The organism is Caballeronia fortuita, assembly GCF_001544835.2.
Taxonomy (GTDB): domain Bacteria; phylum Pseudomonadota; class Gammaproteobacteria; order Burkholderiales; family Burkholderiaceae; genus Caballeronia; species Caballeronia fortuita.
In genome coordinates this window covers 65,260-85,991 of sequence record NZ_FCNX02000024.1, presented here as the reverse complement: position 1 = coordinate 85,991, position 20,732 = coordinate 65,260, and the positions used below count along the sequence as shown (strand labels likewise).

The following is a 20,732-nucleotide window of genomic DNA, read 5'->3' as shown; positions in this document are numbered from 1 at the left end:
TTTTCTTGCATTAATCCTAGCCGTTAGACACTTGAGGCCGATGCCGCCTCGGTTGCACGAAGACGCGGAAGTAGTCGATCGAACTCCCGCTTGACGAGCCCGTAGCACTCGCATGCGCGTGCTTCGAGACCCTCGCGATCCACGACCTTGATGCAGCCGCGGCTGTGATGAATGAGACCCGCGTCGTGAAGCTTGCCTGCCGCTTCGGTGACGCCTTCGCGACGCACGCCGAGCATGTCGGCGATCAGTTGCTGCGTCACTTGCAGCTCGTTCGACGCGGTCCGATCGATTTCGATCAGCAACCAGCGGCAAAGTTGCTTGTTCAGCGAGTGATGGCGATTGCACGCGGCCGTCTGCGCGACCTGCGTCAGAAGCGCTTGCATGTAGAGCAGCATCAGGCGGCGCAGGAAGTCCGAGCGGCCGAACTGCTCGCGCAATGCCTGCGCGCTCATGCGATATGCGAAGCCGGGGCATTGCACCTGCACGCGCGTCGGCATCGTTTCGCCGCCGGTCAGAACGGGCACGCCCGTCATGCCTTCGCGGCCCACTGCGGCAATTTCGACCGAACCGCCGTCTTCCATCGTATGCAGCAGCGAGATGATGGCCGTCGTCGGGAAGTAGACGTGATGAATGCGTTGGCCCGAGTCGCACAACAGTTGCTCGGTGCGCAGCTGCACGAGTTCGAGATGCGGCGTGAGCGCCTGCCATTCGTGCGCCGGAAGCGCGCCGAGCAGATGATTGCCGTGCAGGTCGGACTGGAGGGTCAGCATGATTGTTCTCTCTCGAAACTTCGCGCATTGCGCTTCAATTTTTATCTACCGATGTGACGGTTTTCGTAGCGCGCCGAAAAAACTTCGTTTTCGGCGCTTCGGAAGGCACATCACATCGGCCCCGTAGCGGCCCGTCGGCGCATGGATTGATTTTTTGTGTTCGCGCTGGTTCGGGTTGCGCGACTCTATTAGCGAGGACTGTGCCAATGCGATCAATCGCAATGCTGGCGGGGCCTCATAACGGATGCACTTTTTCTGGTGCAGCGCAGCGCACCATTTTTGTTTCAGTAATGAACATTGGTGGTCTTAGGAATAGGCGCGGGCGGCACGAGTTTCCTCAGTGCAAACCGCCCGCGCGATGCTCCGCGCATTTCCGACCACCGTGCGACAAGCCTCACAGGTCGACATCCCTTCGACAGGACACCTGCTTTCGTAGGGACAATGAAAAATGATTCATCCGTGTTCCATCGGGTTATGACGTTATCGAACGCGCGTTATTTTCGATGCCGCGCGATGCGCTGAAAAGCCCTGTCGCACAAGGCTTTGCCGGCAACTGGAAAACTCTGCCGCCACGCTTCGCACGATGGGGAAACCTTGCGCGCTTCGCATGAAATGGAGAGTCTGCGTGAGATGGCGCTCGTACGGACGCGCCGCAAGCCTTGCGCTAAAGGGCCAATTTGCCCATGCGGGGCTTGCAAGAGGCCCTTTCACTGGACACTTTTGACCGGCGAGACTTCGAGAAACGTTTGCTGTCCTTCGTCGGATTCACGCGTTCGCGCCGGTCGTTTCCAACAGACATGAGAAAGCCCGAAATGTTTCATCGCGGACAAACTCATGCGGAACCGATTAACTCAGGAGAAAGGTGCCGGTTCAACTCTTCGCGGCGACGTCACGCGGTCATCAAAGGCAATGCGCCATGCAGGCGTAAGCGAATGAAAAAGCCCTTGAAACAAGGGCTCGAATATGTTGTGCGGAATAAGTGGGGACGATCAGCACACGATATCCGCAAGCCGTGGAACAACGCGCTCATACGCGTCCTCGATCACGTCGAACGATGTCTCGCACAACTCGCGACGGCCACGCGAAAGCGCACGCGCGAGACGGCATTGCATGACCATCGTTTCGCTCGCGATCTTGCGCGCGCCCGCGTGGGTTTGCGCCGGAATATCGAAGCCTTGCTCGCGCATCCATTGCAGGTAATGCGCAAGCAATTCGAAGTTCGCGCCGAGCTGTCGCATCACGTTGAACGCATAGAGGCGCGCATACGATTCGCCGCGCGCGATCATCGTGTCGACATGCTCGGGAAACGCGGCGCGCCATCGCGTGATGGGGTTGTGCATCGGACGCCGCAGCAGATGCGCGCACAGCAGATCCGCCGATACTTCCGCGAGCGGCGTGCCCGACAGCGGCTCGCGCACGCGCTTGACGAACTCGACGTGCGGAAAGAGCGCGGGCTCGTGCATCGTGCTCGAGCGCAAGACGCCGTCATAGTCGTCGCCGTCGAGCAGGTGATAACCCGTGTGATGAAAGTAGCCGAGACGCCGCGCATCGGGATCGATCACATCGATGCCGATAGTCGTCTTCACATGCTCGCGGTGATACGACGCCGTGCGCATGTCGGGAAGAAAGAACGCATCGACTTCGACGAGCACGATATTCGCGCGGCGCGTCTGCACGAGCGCGCGCTCTTCGAGCGAATCGAAAACGGACAGCTCCTGCACTTGCAGGCCGTACAGCTTTTCGATGTCCTCGAACGGCAGCTTGCCGAGTGAGAACTGATCGGCTTCGAAGTCCTGCGCGACGGTGAACGCGAGCGCGGCGCGCGGTTCGAGCCCGTTGCCATGCAGGATTTCGATCCACAGATCGACAGGCGCGACCGCTTCACGCCAGATGCGCTCGCCGCGATGAAGCGCATGCGCGTGATGGCGCCGCGCGCGCATGCGCAGAGGGTCGAGTGACACGACGCGGGAACGACTTGCGCCCGAATCCGTCACACCGCTCGTATGGAACGCGTTCATGCCGTGACCTCGGGCCGGGAAGGCCTGCGTTCGTTACCGCGTGCGCGCCGGAGCGAATGTGCTTGTAGTTGTGCGTCCCTGTCGCGTTCGATGGCGGTATGCATTGTGATTTTCCCATGAAGGTGCCGGATTACGCGAGCGCTATCGACGCCATGCGAACGCGCGCGGCAGCCCATATCGCGGGCTGCCGCGCGGTCGCGTTTTATCGTCGGGCAAAGGCGTCCTTTTTCCCCGGGACGCCTTTTTGCGTGTGGTCGGGCTTATTTGAAAGGCACGCGCGGCCTGGGTCGGTGCGATGCCGCACTGAAATTAAGCGGGCCGGCAAGTAACGTCTAATCGTCGCAAGCACCGGTTATTACCGGTAATGCATGGAGATAATCGATGAACTGGAAAGTCCTGGATTTCGAACAACTCACTGCGCGAGAGCTTTATTTGATATTGCGCGCGCGCAGTGCGGTGTTCGTCGTCGAACAGTCGCACGTCCATCTCGATCCGGATGGCCGCGATGAAACCGGCACGCATGTCTTCGCCGCGGAAGACATGAGCCGTTCGATGCCCGTGCTCGCCTATGCACGCATCCACGGAGGCGACGCGGAAGATCCGGAAGTGGTGGTGGACAAGATTCTGACGAGCCCGCTGCGCCGTGGCGACGGCACGGCGCACGCGCTGATCGAGCGCGTGCTCGCGGTGAGCGCCGAGCGCTGGCCCGGACGCAGCGTGCGCCTGACCGCGCCCGTGAGTCTTCGAGGCTTCTACGAAGCGTTCGGCTTTCGCAAGACCGAAGGTCCGTTCCTCGAGCACGGCATGCCTTATATCGGTCTGACGAGAAAAAGCCGTCAGTCGCGCGAGACGTCCGGCACGAGCTTCACGCCGGGGGAGCAGGCTACGACGTACGAATTGTTGTAAGCGCCACCAGAGACGCATTGCGCGCGCCGCGAATCCGCAAATCGCGCGCGTAGTGAAAGCAGCCAGCGCAGCAATCAGCAGCAAACATCAGCATCACAAGAGGCGTGGACCGTCCGGGCATCGAGGCAAGAACGAAGCGATAAGAACGCGATAACAAAGCGATCAAAAGCGATCACAAGCGATCGACAAAGCAATACGCGCGTCCTCGAAACAATAAGATCAACGCCGCCGGCAAGGGCCGGTGAGCGTACAAAAAAGCCTATCTCATGCGAATAGTCCATCTCGCCAACCACGCGCAGACGATCGGCAACGGCACCGTCAACATGATGGTCGATCTCGCCTGCATGCAGGCGCGCATGGCGCAGGACGTCGTGGTGGCGTCGTCGGGTGGCAGCTTCGAGCCGCTCCTGCGCCGTCACGGCATCACGCATATTCCGCTGCAACAATCGCGGCAGCCGTGGCGCGTGCCGTCGATGATCGCAGGCTTCAATCGTCTCATCGATCGTTTCGATCCCGACATCGTGCACGCGCACATGATGACCGGCGCGCTCATATCGCGTTTCGGCAGCATGCGAAGGCGCTTTGCGCTCGTGACGACGGCGCATCACGAACTGCAGAGAAGCGCATCGCTCGTACGCGCTGGCGATCGCATCGTGGCCGTGAGCCGCGAGCTCGCGAACGATCTGGAGGCGCGCGGCATCGGCGCTTCGCGCATGTCGGTCGTGCTCAACGGCGCGGTGGGCGCGCCGCGCCTCGTCACGCGGCCGGCCGCGAAGCCGGTGTGGCTCAAGCACCCGAATATCGTCTGCGTGGCGGGCATGTACCGGAGAAAAGGTATTGCCGATCTTCTGCAGGCGTTCGCGCTCGTGCGCGAGCAGTCCGCGAGCGAGCGCGAGTTCATGGCCGAGCCGCATCTGTATCTCGTCGGCGATGGTCCCGATCGCGGTTCGATGGAAGCGCTCGCGGCTGAACTCGGCATCGCGGAGGTGACGCACTTTACCGGCTTCGTCGCCGATGCGCGCCCGTATTTCGCAAGCGCCGATGTCTTCGCGCTGCTCTCGCGCCAGGACCCGGGACCGCTCGTGATCGCGGAGGCGCGCGAGGCGGGCTGCGCGATCGTCGCGACGCGCGTGGGCGGCATTCCCGAGATGCTCGACGACGGCGCCGCGGGCGTGCTCGTGCCCGCGGGCGATATCGCGCAGGCGGCGTCGAAGCTGCGCTGGCTCCTGCTCGACAGGCAGGCGCGCGGTCAGTTGTCGATGCGCGCGCGGCAGAACCTGCAGCAGCTTTCGATCGAAAGAGTATGCAACGACTACATGGCGGTCTATCAGCAGACTCTTGCCGAGCGCGAAGCGATGCAGCGCCGGCAAGTGCCGCTCGATGCGCGCACGCCGCGCACGACAGATGGCGCGATTTAAGCATAGGGCTGACAAATCGCCCGGCTTGCACCACGCCACGGTACTTTCGTCCAAACCGTCCGATCATACAAAAGGCAAAAGCGCGCCGCCTTCCGTTCGCGTTCGCACAGAAAGCCTACGAGATGCTTGCTCAAATGAGTGCATGATCGGTCCGATGTTGCAAAGGGCCGGGAAAGAACGCACACGCCGCGACGCGACGCAGCCATTCTTCAGTTTCCCTGATGAATGGCTGCGCGCGCGCGGCGCGAGTGCAAGTGATGCACGTGCAGCGGCAACGAAGAAATAAAGAATCAGCGATGCCGAGGTGAGAGGGATTACCCTGTCAGGAAATTCCTCACTGGCATTCGAAGCAACGAAGACGCAACGTATCAAGCACGACGAATGGACCTGTCGGGAACCCGTCGTGCCTTTCGCAGCCCGGTCAAGCGAAAGCGATGCGCTCATACACACGGCTACGGAACAGGCGAGAAGGGGAGAAGCGAGATGGATGACAACAAAGAGCGATCGCTGGTGGCGAAGGTCATGGACGGACTCGTCTCAGGGATCGTCGAGCAAAAATATGGCGCGATACTGCCACCGCAGGACATCCTCTCGAAGGAGTTCGACGTGAGCCGCACCGTCATGCGCGAGGCGCTGTCGATGCTGCTCGCGCGGCACATGCTGGACGTGCGGCCGAAGACGGGCACGCGTATCCGTCCGATGAGCGACTGGCGTCTCATCGACGAGGACGTGGTGAGCTGGCGCTTTCGCGCCAAGCCGGATCAGACATTCTTGCGCGATGTAATCGAATTCCGCATGCTGATCGAACCGCGCGCGGCGGCGCTCGCTGCGGCACGCGCAACGCCGGACGAGATCGCCGGCATCCGCGATGCATTCGACACGCTGTCGCGTCTGCAGGTCGGCGAGCCGGAATATCAGGCAGCCGATGAAGTGCTGCACACGCGCATCGTCGCGGCGAGCGGCAACCAGTTCTTCCGTCAGATGACGGCGATCGTGCGCGGCGCGCTGGTGACGGTCAATCCGATCGTCGACGGCATCGAGTCCGTGCGCGAAGCGACGCTCGCGGCGCAGAAGAGCGTCGTCGAGGCGATCGAGTCGAAGGATCCCGCCGCCGCCGAATCCGCGACGCGCGCGCTCGTCGATCTCGCCGCGGAGGAAGTCGGCCGCGCCTTCTCGCTGGAGCGGGTGAACAGCCAGCCGGCGTCGCCGAACGTGAACGCGTCGGCGGGCGTGTGACGCGTTCCTGAACGCAACCAGGCGGTAAGCGCATCGAGCCGGGACATGTCCCGGCTTTTTGCCGTCTGTGCGCGTCCGGCGAATCCGTCGCGCGAGGCAATGAGGCACAATCGTCGCAACGAAGAACATGGCGCACGGAGGCCGGTTGATGAATTCGAGCATCGAAGAAACGACGATCCGCTGGGGCATCGTCGGCGCGGGGCGCATCGCGCGGCGCTTCGCGGACAGCCTCACGCACGTCGAAGGCGCGCGTCTCGCGGGTGTGTGGTCGCGCCGCGAGGAACCGGCGCGCGCGCTGGCCGATGCGTTCGGCGCACGCGCCTTCGCGGATTTCGACGCGCTGCTCGGCTCGATCGATGCGCTCTATATCGCGACCCTGCAGGACAGCCATCCCGAGTACGCAATGCGTGCTTTCGCGGCGGGCAAGCCGGTGCTGTGCGAAAAGCCCGCCGCCGTGAACGCGCGCGAACTGCAGCGCATGATCGACGCGGCGCGCGCGGGCAAGCTGCTTTTCATGGAAGCGATGAAGCCGCCGTTCTACCCGCTGTATCGCCGTTTGCGTGCGCATCTCGAACGCGATCCTATCGGCGAGATCGGCCTCGTGCGCGCGGGCTGCTCAATGGCGAACGTGCCGCTCGATCATCCGTCGTTCTCGCTTGACGCGGGCGGCGGCGCGCTGCTCGATATCGGCGTCTACGAGGCGTTTCTCGCCGTCGACTGGCTCGGCGAAGCGCTCGACGTCCAGACCATCGGACGTCTCGGCGCGACCGGCGTCGATGTGTTCGCAAGCCTCAACGTGCGCCACGAGCGCGGCATCGCGCAACTGTTCTGCGGACTCGATCTGCAAGGCCGCGGCGATGCGCTCATCGGCGGCACGCTCGGCACGGTGACGATCCACGAGAACTGGTGGAATCCCGCGCGGGCGACGATCGCCTATACGGACGGCAGAAAGGTGGAACTCGACGAGCCGTTGACGGGCGGCGGCCTCAATTACGAAACCGCGCACTTTTGCGAGCTGCTGCGCGCGGGCGCGATCGAAAGCCCGGTGATGACGCATGCGATGTCGATGCGCATGATCGCGATCATCGACGCCGCGCGCCGCGATCTGAATCTGCGCTTTCCATTCGAGACCGACTGATACGAAAAAGCCGCTTGTTCAGCGGCTTTTTCATTCAGTGCCGTCCTGGCAGCGCGAGCCGCCGCTCGAAAATCCGCTGCACGAATTCGAGCACGCTGCACAAAACCCAATAGACGAACGCCGCCGCGAGATAGAGCGGCAACGGCTGATAGGTCGCCGCGATCACTTCCTGCGCGCTGCGCAGCAACTCGGTCACCGTGATGACCGATACGAGCGACGTGTCCTTGATCAGACTGATGAGACTGTTCGACAGGCTCGGCACCGCGATGCGCAGCGCCTGCGGCCCGATCACGTAGCGCAGCGTCTGCGCGCGCGAGAGCCCGAGGCTGTAAGCCGCGAGCCACTGCCCGGCGTGAATCCCGAGAATCGCGCCGCGCATGCTCTCCGACAAATACGCCGCCACGTTCGCCGATAGCGCGATCACGCCCGCAGGCGTCGGTTCGAGCGAAATGCCGAGGCTCGGCAGCCCGTAATAGATCACGAAGATCTGCACGAGTAATGGCGTGCCGCGCATCACGCTGACATAGCAGCGTCCGATCGCGACGAGCGCGCGATTCTGGCTGATGCCCATCAACGCCAGCACGACGGCCGCGACGAGGCCGAAGAACATCGAGTAGAGCGCGAACTTGATCGTCAGCAGCGCGCCTTGCGCCAGCACGGGCGCCGATTGAACGAGCAGGGATGTCGTGGACATTTAAGAGACGCGTTGACTGAAACGGTGCTGAAGTGAAACAAATCGGCACATATTAAACCGAGCCGGCAAAAGAGAAGGGCGGCACCGTGACGATGCCGCCCTCGCGACGCCGGGAACGACGCGGCTTACTTCGCCGGCTTCGTCACGTCGATGCCGAACCACTTGTCGGAGATCTTCGCGAACGTGCCGTCGGCTTCGAGCTGGGTCATCGCGTCGTCGATCGCCTTCGCGAACTTCGGATTACCCTTCTTGAACGGAATGCCCGACGGGTTGCCCGCGCCGACGTTCGCGCCCGTACGCAGCGGCAGTTGCGAGTTCTTCAGCAGATACGCGAGCATCAGGCGGTCGTTGAGCGCGGCGTCCAGACGTCCGGCTGCGAGGTCACGCAGATACTCGGGCGCGCCCGGATACGTCTTCACGTCGATGCCCGGCACCGACTTCGCCATGTCCATATAGTTCGTGCCGAGTCCGACGCCGAGCTTCTTGCCCTTCAGTTCCTCGAGCGACTTGAACTCGCGCTTGTCGTCGTTGCGCTGGATCAGTTGCGCGTTCGAGTACGTGTATGCGGGCGAGAAGTCGAGCGTCTGCTTGCGCGCATCGGTGATGCCGACCTGGTTCACGATCACGTCGAACTTGCCCGCCTGCAAACCGGCGATGATGCCGCTCCATTCGGTCGTGACGAACTCCGGCTTCACGCCGAGCTTGGCGGCGACGGCCTTGGCGATGTCGACGTCGAAGCCGACCAGTTCGCCTTGCGGATTCTTCGAGTTGAACGGCGGGAACGTGCCTTCCAGGCCGACGCGCAGTGTGCCGCGCTGCTTGACCTGATCGAGCAGGTCTTCGGCGTGCGCGGCGGTCGTGACGGCGGTGAATGCGGCGCCGATAAGGCTAGCGGCGACGAGCTTCTTGAGCGTGGACAGTTTCATCGTGTTGTTTTCCTCTTGATGGGCACAGCGTCTTTTTTCGATGCGGCGATCATAGTGAGAATGCAATCGCCGCGTAATATCGTTTGCTCATGTCTATATGCCGGATCGTCGGCATCACGCGAGCGCTTCGACGCACTCTCTTACCAGCGCGGGACCGCGATAGATCAGCCCGGTGTAGATCTGCACGAGCGATGCGCCCGCCGCGAGCTTCGCGCGCGCGTCTTCGCCCGAGAAAATTCCGCCCACGCCGATGATCGGCACGTCGGTTCCGACTTCCGCACGCAGCTTGCGGATCACCTCGTTCGATGCATCGAAAACCGGACGCCCCGACAGGCCGCCCGCTTCGTCGCCGTGCTTCATGCCGGTGACGGCGGTGCGCGAGAGCGTCGTGTTGGTCGCGATGACGCCGTCGATCTTGTGAGCCAGCAACGTGCCCGCGATGGACTTGATCTGCTCGTCGTCGAGATCGGGCGCGATCTTCAGTGCGAGCGGCACGAGCTTGCCGTGCAGATCGGACAGACGCGCCTGCTTCTCCTTGAGCGCGCCGAGCAGCGCATCGAGTTCGCCCGCGCCCTGAAGCTGCCGCAGATTCTTCGTGTTCGGCGACGAGATGTTGATCGTCACGTAGCTCGCGAACGGATAGACGCGCTCGAGGCAATACAGATAGTCCTCGGCGGCGCGCTCGATCGGCGTATCGGCGTTCTTGCCGATGTTGAGCCCCAGCACGCCGCGATAATGCGCCGCTTTCACGTTCGCGACGAACTGATCGACGCCGCGATTGTTGAAGCCCATCCGGTTGATCAGCGCCTCGGCCTCGGGCAGCCGGAAAATGCGCGGACGCGGATTGCCGGATTGCGCGCGCGGCGTCACGGTGCCCACTTCGATGAAGCCGAAGCCGAGCGCCGCGAGCCCGTCGATGCACGCGCCGTCCTTGTCCAGCCCCGCCGCGAGACCGACCGGATTGCGGAACGTGATGCCCATGACGGTGCGGGGCGAATCGGGGCCGCGTTTGGCGAGCATGCCGGCGAGCCCGGTGCGGCCGGCCGCGCCCAGCATGCGCAGCGTCAGGTGATGAGCGTCTTCCGCGTCCATCTTGAAGAGATGCGAACGCGCGATCGGATAGAGGGAACTGAACACGAAATGAAAGCCGGCGACGGCGAATTTTCTTAAAGGCCGCTATTTTAGCGGTTTCGGACCGCGTGCCGGACCGGCCGCGCACGGCGCGATTCCGGCGGCTATTTCGGCTGGCCCGGACCGTGGATGCGTCCCGGCATCGGCAGCGTGCCGGCCGATTGCGTGTTCGCGGGATCGAGCAGCGTCCAGTGGCCGTCGACGAGACCTTCCAGCGGCCTGAAATTCGCCTTGTAGGCCATCTTTTCGCTTTCGCGGATCCAGTAGCCGAGATAGACGTGGGGCAGGTCGAGACTCTTCGCCTGCTCGATCTGCCAAAGGATGTTGAAGGTGCCGTAGCTCGTCTTCGGCAGATCGGGTTCGAAGAACGTGTACACCGACGACAAGCCGTCGCCGAGAATGTCGATCATGCTGATCATGCGCAGTTCGCCGGGCTCGTCCGGATGCCCCGCATGCGCGGGTTCGCGAAACTCGACGAGACGCGAATTGATACGGCTTTGCAGCAGGAACTGCTCGTACTGATCGCGGCTGTCGCGGTCCATGCCGCCGCCCGCGTGGCGCGCCGACTGATAGCGCATGTAGAGCGCGTAATGCTCTTCGTCGTAATGCAGCGGCGCGACGCTCGCGACCAGATTGCCGTGCAGCTTCCACACGCGCCGCTGCACGCGGTTCGGCACGAAGCGCGCGACCGGCACGCGCACCGGCACGCAGGCGCGGCAGCCGTCGCAATATGGACGATACGTGAAGACGCCCGAGCGCCGGAAGCCGGCCTTGACGAGTTCGGTGTAGACGTCGGAGTTGATCAGATGGCTCGGCGTGGCGACTTGCGAGCGTGCGACGCGCCCTTCCAGATAACTGCAAGGGTAGGGCGCTGTTGCATAGAATTGCAGCGCGGAAAGCGGTGACAGCGGCAGCTCGTTCGGATGTGTCACGTTGGCGGCTCTCGCAGGCGTCGTCTCGTCGTTGCCGGCCGGCGCGCGAATGCGTCTTCGGGCGCGCGGCGGCTGCAGTTCATGTGTCGCTCGGGTGTCAAGCGTGTAGCGTTCAGCGTGCCAGCACGTCGAGAAGGACGGACTTGTCGAAGCGCCAGCCGATGCCCGGCTCCGCGGTCGCCCGTCTCAGATGCGTGACGAACGCGCGGCGCGCGATCTCGCGGCCGCCCAGCGACGCCAGATGCGACGTGTTCTGCTGGCAGTCTATCATCTCAATTTGATTGCGGCGCAAGTGTCCGACGAGCGCCGCGAGCGCGATTTTCGATGCATCGGTCTTGTGCGCGAACATCGATTCGCCGAAGAACATGCGCCCGAACGAGACGCCGTAGAGCCCGCCCACGCGCACGCCTTCGAACCACGTTTCGACGCTGTGCGCGCTGCCCGCGCGATGCAGGCTCGTGTACGCATCGACGATATCCGGCGTGATCCACGTGCCGCGCTGGCCGTCGCGCGGCGTGTCGGCGCAGGCGCGCATCACGGCGGCGAAGTCGTCGTCGACGCGGACTTCCCAGACGGGATCGCGCACCACGCGTTTCAAGGTCTTGCGCAGCGAATCCGACACCTTGAACTCGGCGGGAAACAGCACCATGCGCGGATCGGGACTCCACCACAGCACGGGCTGGCCGTCGGAATACCACGGGAAGATGCCGCGCCCGTAGGCATCGACGAGCCGCGACGGCAGCAGATCCGCGCTCGCGGCGAGCAGGCCCGGCGCGCCGCTCGACGCGCCGAGCGCGCGCTCGACGGGCGGGAAGGGATCGTCGTCGGCGAGCCAGGGAACCATGTTCTCGGGAGGGCGGCGTTCTGTGACGTGTTGGCGGACGATGCGTTCAGCCGTCGCGCAGCGTGCGGAAGATATCGCCCGTGTGCAGCGTGAAATTGCCGGCGGCGCGGTCGGCGAAGAAGAATCGCAGCGTCTGGCCGACCGTCGGAAAGGCGATCTCGTCCCACGGAATCTCGTTCTCGGCGAAGAGCTTCACTTCCAGACTCTCCTCGCCGGGATCCACCTCGATATCGAGCAGCCGCGCGAGATAGAACAGATGCACCTGATGCACATGCGGCACGTTCAGCAGCGTGAAAAGGCTCTGGATCTCGACGCGCGCGCCCGCTTCCTCGAGCGTCTCGCGCGCGGCGCCTTCGCTCGTCGTCTCCTGCATCTCCATGAAGCCGGCGGGCAGCGTCCAGTAGCCGTAGCGCGGCTCGATCGCGCGCCGGCAGAGCAGCACCTTGTCGTCCCACACCGGCACGGTGCCCACGACGTTGCGCGGATTCTGATAGTGAACGGTGCCGCAGTTGTTGCAGACGAAGCGTTCGCGGTTGTCGCCCGGCGGAATGGCGAGACCGACCTCGTGGCCGCAGACGGAACAGAATTTCATGGAGATGGACGTGGGAAGTGTGCTGCGAGTGTATCACCGCCCCGCGGCGCTTTCGGACGCGCAAATGGATCGCGGTATCGGTCCCGGCGCATGTCCGGCGTGCCCGAGGCCGACGATGCTACGCCTGCCTTCTCGTTACAATAGTTGACTTGCATTGCAGTGTCCCTTTTCACGATCTGGACGCCTCGCGCGTCCGAAGCGAACTCCATGTCATCCACGCCAGCCGCTTCCAGCCGTCCTCCGATGCTCGCCACCGCCGACGCGCTCGGCCGTCTGCTCGAAGCCGCGCGTCCGGTCGATGCCCGCGAGCGCGTCGATACGCTCGACGCACTGAATCGCGTGCTCGCCGCCGACGTGACCTCGCCGCTCGACGTCCCGCCGATGCACACGAGCGCGATGGACGGCTACGCGGTGCGCGCCGCCGATCTCGCGGGCGCGAGCGAAGGCGCGCCGGTCGCGCTGCCGGTGTCCCAGCGCATTCCGGCGGGCCACGCGGCCGAACCGCTCGCAGCGGGCACGGCGGCGCGCATTTTCACCGGCGCGACGGTGCCGCCGGGCGCGGATGCGGTCGTCATGCAGGAGATGGCGCAAGTATCCGACGATGGCCGCGTCGCGTTCGCGCAGGCGCCATCGGCGGGCGAATGGATCACGCGGCAAGGCGCGGACATCACGCGCGATTCGGTGATTCTGCACGCGGGCACGCGTCTGACGCCGCAGGCGCTCGGGCTCGCTTCGTCGGTCGGCTGCGCGCAACTCGAAGTCGTGCGGCGCGTGCGCGTCGCGATCTTCTTCACCGGCGACGAGTTGCGCATGCCGGGCGAGCCGCTCGAGCCGGGCGCGATCTACAACTCGAATCGCTTCACGCTGCGCGCGCTGCTCGCGAAACTCGGCTGCGAAGTGACCGATCTCGGCATCGTGCCCGACCGGCTGGATGCGACGCGCGAAACGTTGCGGCGCGCGGCGACGGACCACGATCTCATCCTGACGTGCGGCGGCGTGTCGGTCGGCGAGGAAGATCACGTGAAGCCGGCGGTCGAGGCCGAAGGACGCATCTCGATGTGGCAGATCGCGATGAAGCCCGGCAAGCCGCTCGCGTTCGGCGCCGTGCGGCGCGGCGAAGCGGGCAGCGGCGGAGCGAACGAGGCGTTTTTCATCGGCTTGCCTGGCAATCCGGTGTCGAGCTTCTGCACGTTCCTGTTGTTCGTGCGGCCGTTTCTTTTGCGTCTCGCAGGTGTGAACGACGTCGCGCCGCGCGTCTATTCGATGCGCGCCGACTTCAGCCAGAAGAAAGGCGATCGCCGCAACGAGTTCCTGCGCGCCCGGGTGAACGAATCGGGCGGGCTCGATCTCTTCGAGAATCAGAGTTCGGCCGTGCTGACATCGACCGTGTGGGGCGACGGTCTCATCGACAATCCGCCGAATCACGCGATCGGCGCGGGCGAGATCGTGCGTTTCATTCCCTTTTCAGAACTGATGCGGTAAAGCGATGAAGATCGATCTGAGGTTTTTTGCGAGTGTGCGCGAAGCGCTGGGCGTCGCGAACGAGACGGTAAGCGTGCCGGACACGGTGGTCAACGTCGGCGACGTGCGCGCGTGGCTGCGCACGCGCGGCGGCGTGTGGGAGGAAGCGCTCGCGGAAGGCCGCGCGCTGCGCATGGCCTGCAATCACGTCATGACGAATCCGTCGCAGCGCATCACGGAAGGCTGCGAAGTCGCGTTCTTTCCGCCGGTCACGGGCGGCTGACATGAACACGCGTTCGAAGGTCCGTGTGCAGGAAGCCGATTTCGACATCAGCGCCGAAGTGGCCGCGTTACGCGCCGACAATCCGAAGGTGGGCGCGGTCGCGTGCTTCGTCGGCACGGTGCGCGACCTGAACGAAGGCAGCGCCGTCGAGACGATGGAACTCGAGCATTACCCCGGCATGACCGAGAAATCGCTCGAAGCGATCGCCGATCGGGCGCGCGGGCGCTGGCGCGGCTCCGACGTGCTGATCGTGCATCGCGTGGGCAAGCTGAAGCCGCTCGACCAGATCGTGCTCGTCGCGACGACGGCGATGCATCGCGGCGAAGCGTTCGAATCGTGCGCGTTCGTCATGGACTATCTGAAGACGCAGGCGCCGTTCTGGAAGAAGGAAAAGACCGAAGCGGGCGAGCGCTGGGTCGATGCGCGCGAATCCGACGATGCCGCCCTCGCGCGCTGGCAGCCTGAACGCGGCTGAGCGGCGTCACTGCTCGTCGGCGGATTTGCCGATGAACTTCGCCGGGAACGGCTCGGCGTCCGGGCGCTCGGGAAAGCGCGGCTCGGGCGCGCCGCCCGTGCGCTGCCGTTTGAGTGCCGCAAGCAATTCCTGCTGTTCGACAGGAATCTGGTAATCCCAGCCGAACTTGCTCAACTGCAGACTCTGCGCGATGCGCAGCGCCGGCTCCATGAACTGCACGGCGGCGGCCGGCTCGTAACGCGACTCCACCGTGCTCAGAAAGAGCGATAGCCAGCGCGCGAAGTGACGCGGCTCGACGTCGTCGATCGGGCGGTGCGCTTCCTGCACGTTCCCCCGATATTGTTTCGACCCGAGCACGAGGCTCGACCAGAAGGTCGTCATCGTGGCGAGATGCTCGTCCCAGCGGCCGGCGAGCGCGCGCGCGAAGATCGGGCCGAGCAGCGGGTCGTCGTCGACGCGGCGATAGAAGGTTTCGACCAGCGCGCGGACGTTGGCTTCGGTGGGTTCGCGCTCGCGTGCTGCGGCATCGGGGAGTTCGTGGTTCATCGTCGAAGGTGAAACAAAGGGCCAGTTGATCCGATATTTTGCTGACGAAGCATATCAAGATGACGCAGAATGTTGCTTTCGTGCCGAACCGCCCTGGCTCCGGTAACGCACGCCCTTGATCGTCCGAATTGCATGCTCGTTCCGTTCAGATTGCTTGCATTTCGGTCGATATGCGCTCTCGCGTCGAAATTATTGCCGACGCACCGCCGATGCGCTCCTGCCTTCACCTTTCATCGCGCGAACTCATGCGACTCACCGACTACACCGATTATTCGTTGCGCGTGCTGTTGTATCTTTCCGTTCGACCATCCGGACTGTCGACCATTCAGGAAATCTCCGAGGCCTACGGCATCTCGAAGAATCACTTGATGAAGATCGTTCAGCAACTCGGCGAGCTCGGCTGGGTCGAAACCGTGCGCGGGCGCAACGGCGGTTTGCGGCTGTCGTCGCGATCGAAAGAATTGACGATCGGCGATGTCGTCCGCAAGACCGAAAGCGATTTTGCGATCGTCGCCTGTTTCGCGAATCAGACGGGCGAGCAGGACGCGGCGCCGCCGCAGCAGCGGTGCGTGATCCAGCCGAGCTGCCGGCTGCGCAACGTGCTCGTCGCCGCGCGCGATGCGTTTCTGGCCGAACTCGACAAGCATACGGTCGGCGAACTCGCGCATCCCGCGAACGAACTCGCGCGTCTGCTCGGCGTCGTCAGCATCGCGCCGGTGAAGGCGGGCGGCTTCGCGCCGATGGCCGGCCGGTCCTGACTGGAAAGGCGGCCGCCGCTGTCATTGTCGAAGAGCAAAAAATGCACTTTTCGAGCCAAAGCGTGCTTGAAAGTGACCAAAAGCGCCTCATTTTGATCGTATTCAGAATTGGAGCTTTTAAAAAATGAGAATCGACAAACTCACCACCAAATTCCAGGAAGCGCTCTCCGACGCGCAAAGCCTGGCGGTCGGACGTGACAACCAGTACATCGAGCCCGTGCATCTGCTCGCGGCGCTCATCGCGCAGCAGGACGGCTCGGCGCGCTCGCTGCTCTCCCACGCGGGCGTGCAGGTTCAGGCGCTGCAGGCATCGCTGAACGAGGCGATCAACCGTCTGCCTCAAGTTCAGGGCACGGACGGCAACGTTCAGGTGAGCCGCGAACTCGCGGGCCTGCTCAACGCCGCCGACAAGGAAGCGCAAAAGCTGAACGACACGTACATCGCGAGCGAGATGTTCCTGATCGCGGTCGCGGACGATCGCGGCGAAGCGGGACGGCTCGCGAAGCAGCACGGCCTGTCGCGCCGTGCGCTCGAAGCGGCGATCAACGCCGTGCGCGGCGGCGCGCAGGTCGATAGCCAGGACGCCGAAAGCCAGCGCGAGGCGCTCAAGAAATACACCGTCGATCTGACCGAGCGCGCGCGCGCGGGCAAGCTCGATCCGGTGATCGGCCGCGACGACGAGATCCGCCGCAGCATCCAGATCCTGCAACGCCGCACGAAGAACAATCCGGTGCTGATCGGCGAGCCGGGCGTGGGCAAGACGGCGATCGTCGAAGGGCTTGCGCAGCGCATCGTCAACGGCGAAGTGCCGGAAACGCTCAAGGGCAAGCGCGTGCTGTCGCTCGACATGGCGGCGCTGCTCGCGGGCGCGAAGTATCGCGGCGAGTTCGAAGAGCGCCTGAAGGCCGTGCTGAACGACATCGCGAAGGACGAAGGGCAAACCATCGTCTTCATCGACGAAATTCATACGATGGTCGGCGCGGGCAAGGCCGAAGGCGCGATGGACGCGGGCAACATGCTGAAGCCGGCGCTCTCGCGCGGCGAGCTGCATTGCATCGGCGCGACCACGCTCGACGAATACCGCAAATACATCGAGAAGGATGCGGCGCTGGAGCGGCGTTTCCAGAAAGTGCTGGTCGATGAACCGTCGGTGGAAGCGACCATCGCGATCCTGCGCGGCTTGCAGGAAAAGTACGAACTGCATCACGGCGTCGAGATCACCGATCCGGCGATCGTCGCGGCGGCGGAACTGTCGCATCGCTACATCACGGATCGCTTCTTGCCGGACAAGGCCATCGATCTGATCGATGAAGCGGCGTCGCGCATCAAGATGGAAATCGATTCGAAGCCCGAAGAGATGGACAAGCTGGACCGCCGTCTCATTCAGTTGAAGATCGAGCGCGAGGCCGTGAAGAAGGAGAAGGACGAGGCGTCGCAGAAGCGCCTGCAATTGATCGAAGAGGAAATCGACCGATTGAATCGCGAATATTCGGACCTCGAAGAAATCTGGACCGCCGAGAAAGCGGCGGTGCAGGGCAGCGCGCAACTGAAGGAAGAGATCGAGAAGGTGCGCGCGGACATCACGCGTCTGCAGCGCGAAGGCAAGCTCGAAAAGGTCGCCGAATTGCAGTACGGCAAGCTGCCCGAGCTCGAAGCGCGTCTCAAGCAGGTGACGCAGGCGGAGTCGCAGGAGCAGAACAATCCGACGCGTCCGCGTCTGTTGCGCACGCAGGTCGGCGCGGAGGAAATCGCGGAAGTGGTGTCGCGTTCGACCGGCATTCCGGTATCGCGCATGATGCAGGGCGAGCGCGAGAAGCTGTTGCAGATCGAAGCGAAGCTGCACGAGCGCGTGATCGGCCAGGACGAGGCGATCGGCGCGGTGGCCGATGCGATCCGCCGTTCGCGCGCGGGCTTGTCGGACCCGAACCGGCCGTATGGCTCGTTCCTGTTCCTCGGGCCGACGGGCGTCGGCAAGACGGAACTGTGCAAGGCGCTCGCGGCGTTCCTGTTCGATTCGGAAGATCATCTGATCCGCATCGACATGAGCGAGTTCATGGAGAAGCACAGCGTTGCGCGGCTGATCGGCGCGCCGCCGGGATATGTCGGCTACGAGGAAGGCGGTTATCTGACCGAAGCCGTGCGCCGCAAGCCGTACAGCGTAATTTTGCTCGATGAAATCGAGAAGGCGCATCCCGATGTCTTCAACGTGCTGCTGCAAGTGCTCGACGATGGCCGCATGACCGATGGACAGGGACGCACCGTCGACTTCAAGAACACGGTGATCGTGATGACGTCGAACCTCGGTTCGCAAGTCATTCAAGGCATGGTCGGCGAGCCGCAGGAAAGGGTGAAGGACGCCGTCTGGGAAGAAGTGAAGCTTCATTTCCGGCCGGAATTCCTGAACCGTATCGACGATGTCGTCGTGTTCCACGCGCTCGATCGCACGAACATCGAGTCGATCGCGAAGATTCAGTTGCAGCGTCTGCACGAGCGGCTTGCGAAGCTCGATATGCAGCTCGACGTGTCGGACACTGCGCTGGAACAGATCGGCAAGGTCGGCTACGACCCGCTCTTCGGCGCGCGGCCGCTGAAGCGCGCGATACAGCAGGAGATCGAGAATCCGGTCGCCAAGCTGATTCTCGCGGGTAGGTTCGGACCGAAGGACGTCATTCCGGTCGATGTACGGGACGGGAAGTTCGTGTTCGATCGCGTCGTGCATTGAGCAGGCTCGGGCCGCCTGGAGGCTGGGCGGCTGGGCGAATCGAAGGGCAACGAGGGATTCGTTGCCCTTTTTTTTCGAACCCAGAATCCGTGCGTTCGCATGGATCTGGTCGTCGTGGTCTACCTATTCATTAAAATCTTTGCGTTTGCACGGATTTGCCCGGCTGGATACAATCAGGCACATTCATCCATGCGATCGCAAGGATTTTCCATGGAAATCGATATTCGTAGCGCAAGTGACATCGGTATCGCGGTTCGCGCCGCTCGCAAGGCGCAGCGGCTTCGCCAGGACGACGCTGCCGGCAGCATCGGCGTGAGCGAAAGTTTTCTCGGCAAGTTGGAGAAGGGCGCGCAGAGCGTGCAGTGGGGCAAGCTCTTCCAAGTGCTCGACGGCCTGGGCGTTCGCGTGATCGTCGATGTACCGGACGAAGCCGGCGAGCTGTTCGCGGGCGAGGAAGTCAAACGGTACGCGCGTGTCGGGCGCGCGGAGAAACGCCGCCGTGCACGGGAGGATGCGGATGAATCCTGAGTCCGGCGCGCCGTTCGAGGGCCAGCGCAACCTGATTGCAAGCATCAACGATGTCGATGTGGGCGTACTCAACGCCGACGACGACATCTGGTCCTTCTCCTATTTGCCAACGTGGCGCGACAGCGCGGATGGCTATGCGCTCAGCCCCGCGCTGCCGCTGCGAACGAATGTGCTGCGCGACGGCAGTACGCGCCGCCCGGTGCAATGGTATTTCGACAATCTCCTGCCGGAAGAAGGCCAGCGCACGCTGCTTGCACGCGATGCCGCCATCCGCAATGAAGCGGACGCCTTCGCGCTGCTCGCGCATTACGGCGCGGAATCAGCGGGTTCGGTGACGCTGCATCCGCCCGGCGCGAAAGAGGAGCCGCCGCCAGCCGAGCGCCTGCTGTCCGACGAAGCGTTGCAGGCGCGCATCGATGCCTTGCCGCGCGTGCCCCTCACGCACGACGCGCTGAAGCGCATGTCGCTTGCCGGCGCGCAGCACAAGCTCGCGGTGTTGCTACGCGACGACGCGCTGTTCGAGCCCGGTGGCCGCACGCCGTCGACACACATTCTGAAGCCGAATCATCAGGACACCGATGACTATCCGCACTCGGTCATCAACGAATGGTTCGTGATGAAGCTCGCCGACCGGCTGCGGCTTGGCGTGCCCGGCGTGCATCGGCGTTATGTGCCGTCCCCGGTCTATCTCGTCGATCGCTTCGATCGCGAATCGCGCGCGGGACATTGGCGCCGGCTGCATAGCATCGACGCCTGCCAGATGCTCGATCTCGCGCGCACGTTCAAGTACGAGCAGGGCAGCGTCGAGCAGCTTGCGACGCTCGCCGCGCGTTGCCGCAATCAGGCGGCGGCGCGCACACGGCTTTTCTCGTGGCTCGTGTTCAACGTGCTCGTCGGCAATTCGGACGCGCATCTGAAGAACCTCAGCTTTCTCGTTTCGCGCGATGGCATTCAGCTCGCGCCTTTCTACGATCTTCTGAGCGTCGCGGCCTACGGTACGCCGTCGTATCAGAAGAACGAATGGCCATCGCGCGCGTCGTTCGCGTGGGACATTCTCGGCGCGCGTTACTACGACGACTTCGACCGCGCGTTGATGCTGCGTGCGGGCGAAGTGCTCGGCATCGCGAGAAGGACGGCGGAACGTCTGCTGGATGCGCTGACGAACTCGATCGCACGCACGGCGGCCGATCTGTACGGGCGCGTCGAAGAGGAGAATGCGGCGTTGCTGGCCGCGCGCCCGCAACTCGCCGCGACGCTCGGTGGAGAGCTGATGTGCCTGCGCGTGATCCGCCACACCATCATCGAGGACATGACCCGCAAGCTGTCAGCCTCTTGAAACGCAAAAGCCCCGCCC

At 63.6% G+C, this 20,732-nt stretch carries 20 protein-coding genes; 11 read left to right on the top strand and 9 right to left on the bottom strand.

What is annotated here, in order from left to right:
• Positions 1-23 precede the first annotated feature (23 nt).
• On the bottom strand, positions 24-770 hold the full coding sequence (locus AWB77_RS32055; protein ID WP_014191659.1) for a Crp/Fnr family transcriptional regulator: 747 nt from the start codon (positions 768-770) through the stop codon (positions 24-26).
• 989 nt (positions 771-1,759) lie between these two features.
• Positions 1,760-2,788, bottom strand: coding sequence for a DUF1839 family protein (locus AWB77_RS32050; RefSeq protein ID WP_061138465.1), 1,029 nt, complete (start codon positions 2,786-2,788; stop codon positions 1,760-1,762).
• A 381-nt stretch (positions 2,789-3,169) separates the two neighbouring features.
• Between AWB77_RS32050 and AWB77_RS32045 the strand changes: the two genes are divergently transcribed.
• The 4 genes from AWB77_RS32045 (at position 3,170) to AWB77_RS32030 (ending at position 7,486) form a co-directional block, all read left to right on the top strand.
• Positions 3,170-3,694: a GNAT family N-acetyltransferase gene (locus AWB77_RS32045; protein WP_061138464.1), complete on the top strand. Its 525-nt coding sequence runs from the start codon at positions 3,170-3,172 to the stop codon at positions 3,692-3,694.
• Positions 3,695-3,960: 266 nt separating this feature from the next.
• Positions 3,961-5,112, top strand: coding sequence for a glycosyltransferase family 4 protein (locus tag AWB77_RS32040; RefSeq protein WP_061138463.1), 1,152 nt, complete (start codon positions 3,961-3,963; stop codon positions 5,110-5,112).
• 483 nt (positions 5,113-5,595) lie between these two features.
• Entirely contained in the window at positions 5,596-6,348 is a 753-nt protein-coding gene (locus AWB77_RS32035; protein ID WP_061138462.1) for a FadR/GntR family transcriptional regulator, read from the top strand.
• 148 nt (positions 6,349-6,496) lie between these two features.
• A complete protein-coding gene (locus AWB77_RS32030) occupies positions 6,497-7,486 on the top strand; it encodes a Gfo/Idh/MocA family protein (protein WP_061138461.1) in 990 nt (329 codons plus the stop codon).
• A 34-nt stretch (positions 7,487-7,520) separates the two neighbouring features.
• Here AWB77_RS32030 and AWB77_RS32025 read toward each other — a convergent pair whose 3' ends face one another.
• The 6 genes from AWB77_RS32025 to AWB77_RS32000 form a co-directional block, all read right to left on the bottom strand.
• A complete protein-coding gene (locus AWB77_RS32025; protein WP_061138460.1) occupies positions 7,521-8,180 on the bottom strand; it encodes an amino acid ABC transporter permease in 660 nt (219 codons plus the stop codon).
• Between the two features lie 125 nt (positions 8,181-8,305).
• On the bottom strand, positions 8,306-9,106 hold the full coding sequence (locus AWB77_RS32020; RefSeq protein ID WP_061138459.1) for a cystine ABC transporter substrate-binding protein: 801 nt from the start codon (positions 9,104-9,106) through the stop codon (positions 8,306-8,308).
• A 114-nt stretch (positions 9,107-9,220) separates the two neighbouring features.
• Entirely contained in the window at positions 9,221-10,243 is a 1,023-nt protein-coding gene (locus tag AWB77_RS32015; protein ID WP_061138458.1) for a quinone-dependent dihydroorotate dehydrogenase, read from the bottom strand.
• A 98-nt stretch (positions 10,244-10,341) separates the two neighbouring features.
• Positions 10,342-11,169, bottom strand: a complete 828-nt coding sequence (locus tag AWB77_RS32010; protein ID WP_061138457.1) for an arginyltransferase — start codon at positions 11,167-11,169, stop codon at positions 10,342-10,344.
• Positions 11,170-11,281: 112 nt separating this feature from the next.
• Complete coding sequence (gene aat, locus AWB77_RS32005; protein ID WP_061138456.1) at positions 11,282-12,013, bottom strand: leucyl/phenylalanyl-tRNA--protein transferase; 732 nt, start codon at positions 12,011-12,013, stop codon at positions 11,282-11,284.
• A gap of 46 nt (positions 12,014-12,059) precedes the next feature.
• Positions 12,060-12,605, bottom strand: coding sequence for an NUDIX hydrolase (locus AWB77_RS32000; RefSeq protein WP_061138455.1), 546 nt, complete (start codon positions 12,603-12,605; stop codon positions 12,060-12,062).
• A 243-nt stretch (positions 12,606-12,848) separates the two neighbouring features.
• Here AWB77_RS32000 and AWB77_RS31995 point away from each other — a divergent pair, with 243 nt between their 5' ends.
• From AWB77_RS31995 to AWB77_RS31985, 3 genes are read left to right on the top strand one after another with little or no spacing between them, the layout of a single operon-like run.
• Positions 12,849-14,087: a molybdopterin molybdotransferase MoeA gene (locus AWB77_RS31995; RefSeq protein ID WP_061138454.1), complete on the top strand. Its 1,239-nt coding sequence runs from the start codon at positions 12,849-12,851 to the stop codon at positions 14,085-14,087.
• 4 nt (positions 14,088-14,091) lie between these two features.
• Complete coding sequence (moaD, locus tag AWB77_RS31990; RefSeq protein ID WP_061138453.1) at positions 14,092-14,349, top strand: molybdopterin converting factor subunit 1; 258 nt, start codon at positions 14,092-14,094, stop codon at positions 14,347-14,349.
• A 1-nt stretch (position 14,350) separates the two neighbouring features.
• Complete coding sequence (locus AWB77_RS31985; RefSeq protein ID WP_061138452.1) at positions 14,351-14,824, top strand: molybdenum cofactor biosynthesis protein MoaE; 474 nt, start codon at positions 14,351-14,353, stop codon at positions 14,822-14,824.
• 6 nt (positions 14,825-14,830) lie between these two features.
• On the opposite strand, the gene AWB77_RS31980 is transcribed toward AWB77_RS31985, so the two are convergent.
• Positions 14,831-15,370 (bottom strand): group III truncated hemoglobin, encoded by a 540-nt coding sequence (locus tag AWB77_RS31980; protein WP_061138451.1) that lies wholly within the window; start codon positions 15,368-15,370, stop codon positions 14,831-14,833.
• A gap of 245 nt (positions 15,371-15,615) precedes the next feature.
• On the opposite strand from AWB77_RS31980, the gene AWB77_RS31975 reads away from it, so the two are divergent.
• From AWB77_RS31975 to AWB77_RS31960, 4 genes are all read left to right on the top strand, one after another.
• Positions 15,616-16,128 (top strand): Rrf2 family transcriptional regulator, encoded by a 513-nt coding sequence (locus tag AWB77_RS31975; protein WP_061138478.1) that lies wholly within the window; start codon positions 15,616-15,618, stop codon positions 16,126-16,128.
• Between the two features lie 124 nt (positions 16,129-16,252).
• On the top strand, positions 16,253-18,850 hold the full coding sequence (clpB, locus tag AWB77_RS31970) for an ATP-dependent chaperone ClpB (protein WP_061138450.1): 2,598 nt from the start codon (positions 16,253-16,255) through the stop codon (positions 18,848-18,850).
• 99 nt (positions 18,851-18,949) lie between these two features.
• Positions 18,950-19,378, top strand: coding sequence for a helix-turn-helix domain-containing protein (locus AWB77_RS31965; protein ID WP_374728724.1), 429 nt, complete (start codon positions 18,950-18,952; stop codon positions 19,376-19,378).
• Positions 19,368-20,714, top strand: a complete 1,347-nt coding sequence (locus AWB77_RS31960; RefSeq protein ID WP_061138448.1) for a HipA domain-containing protein — start codon at positions 19,368-19,370, stop codon at positions 20,712-20,714. The genes AWB77_RS31965 and AWB77_RS31960 overlap by 11 nt, the downstream gene beginning before the upstream one ends.
• The last annotated feature ends 18 nt before the right edge of the window (positions 20,715-20,732 follow it).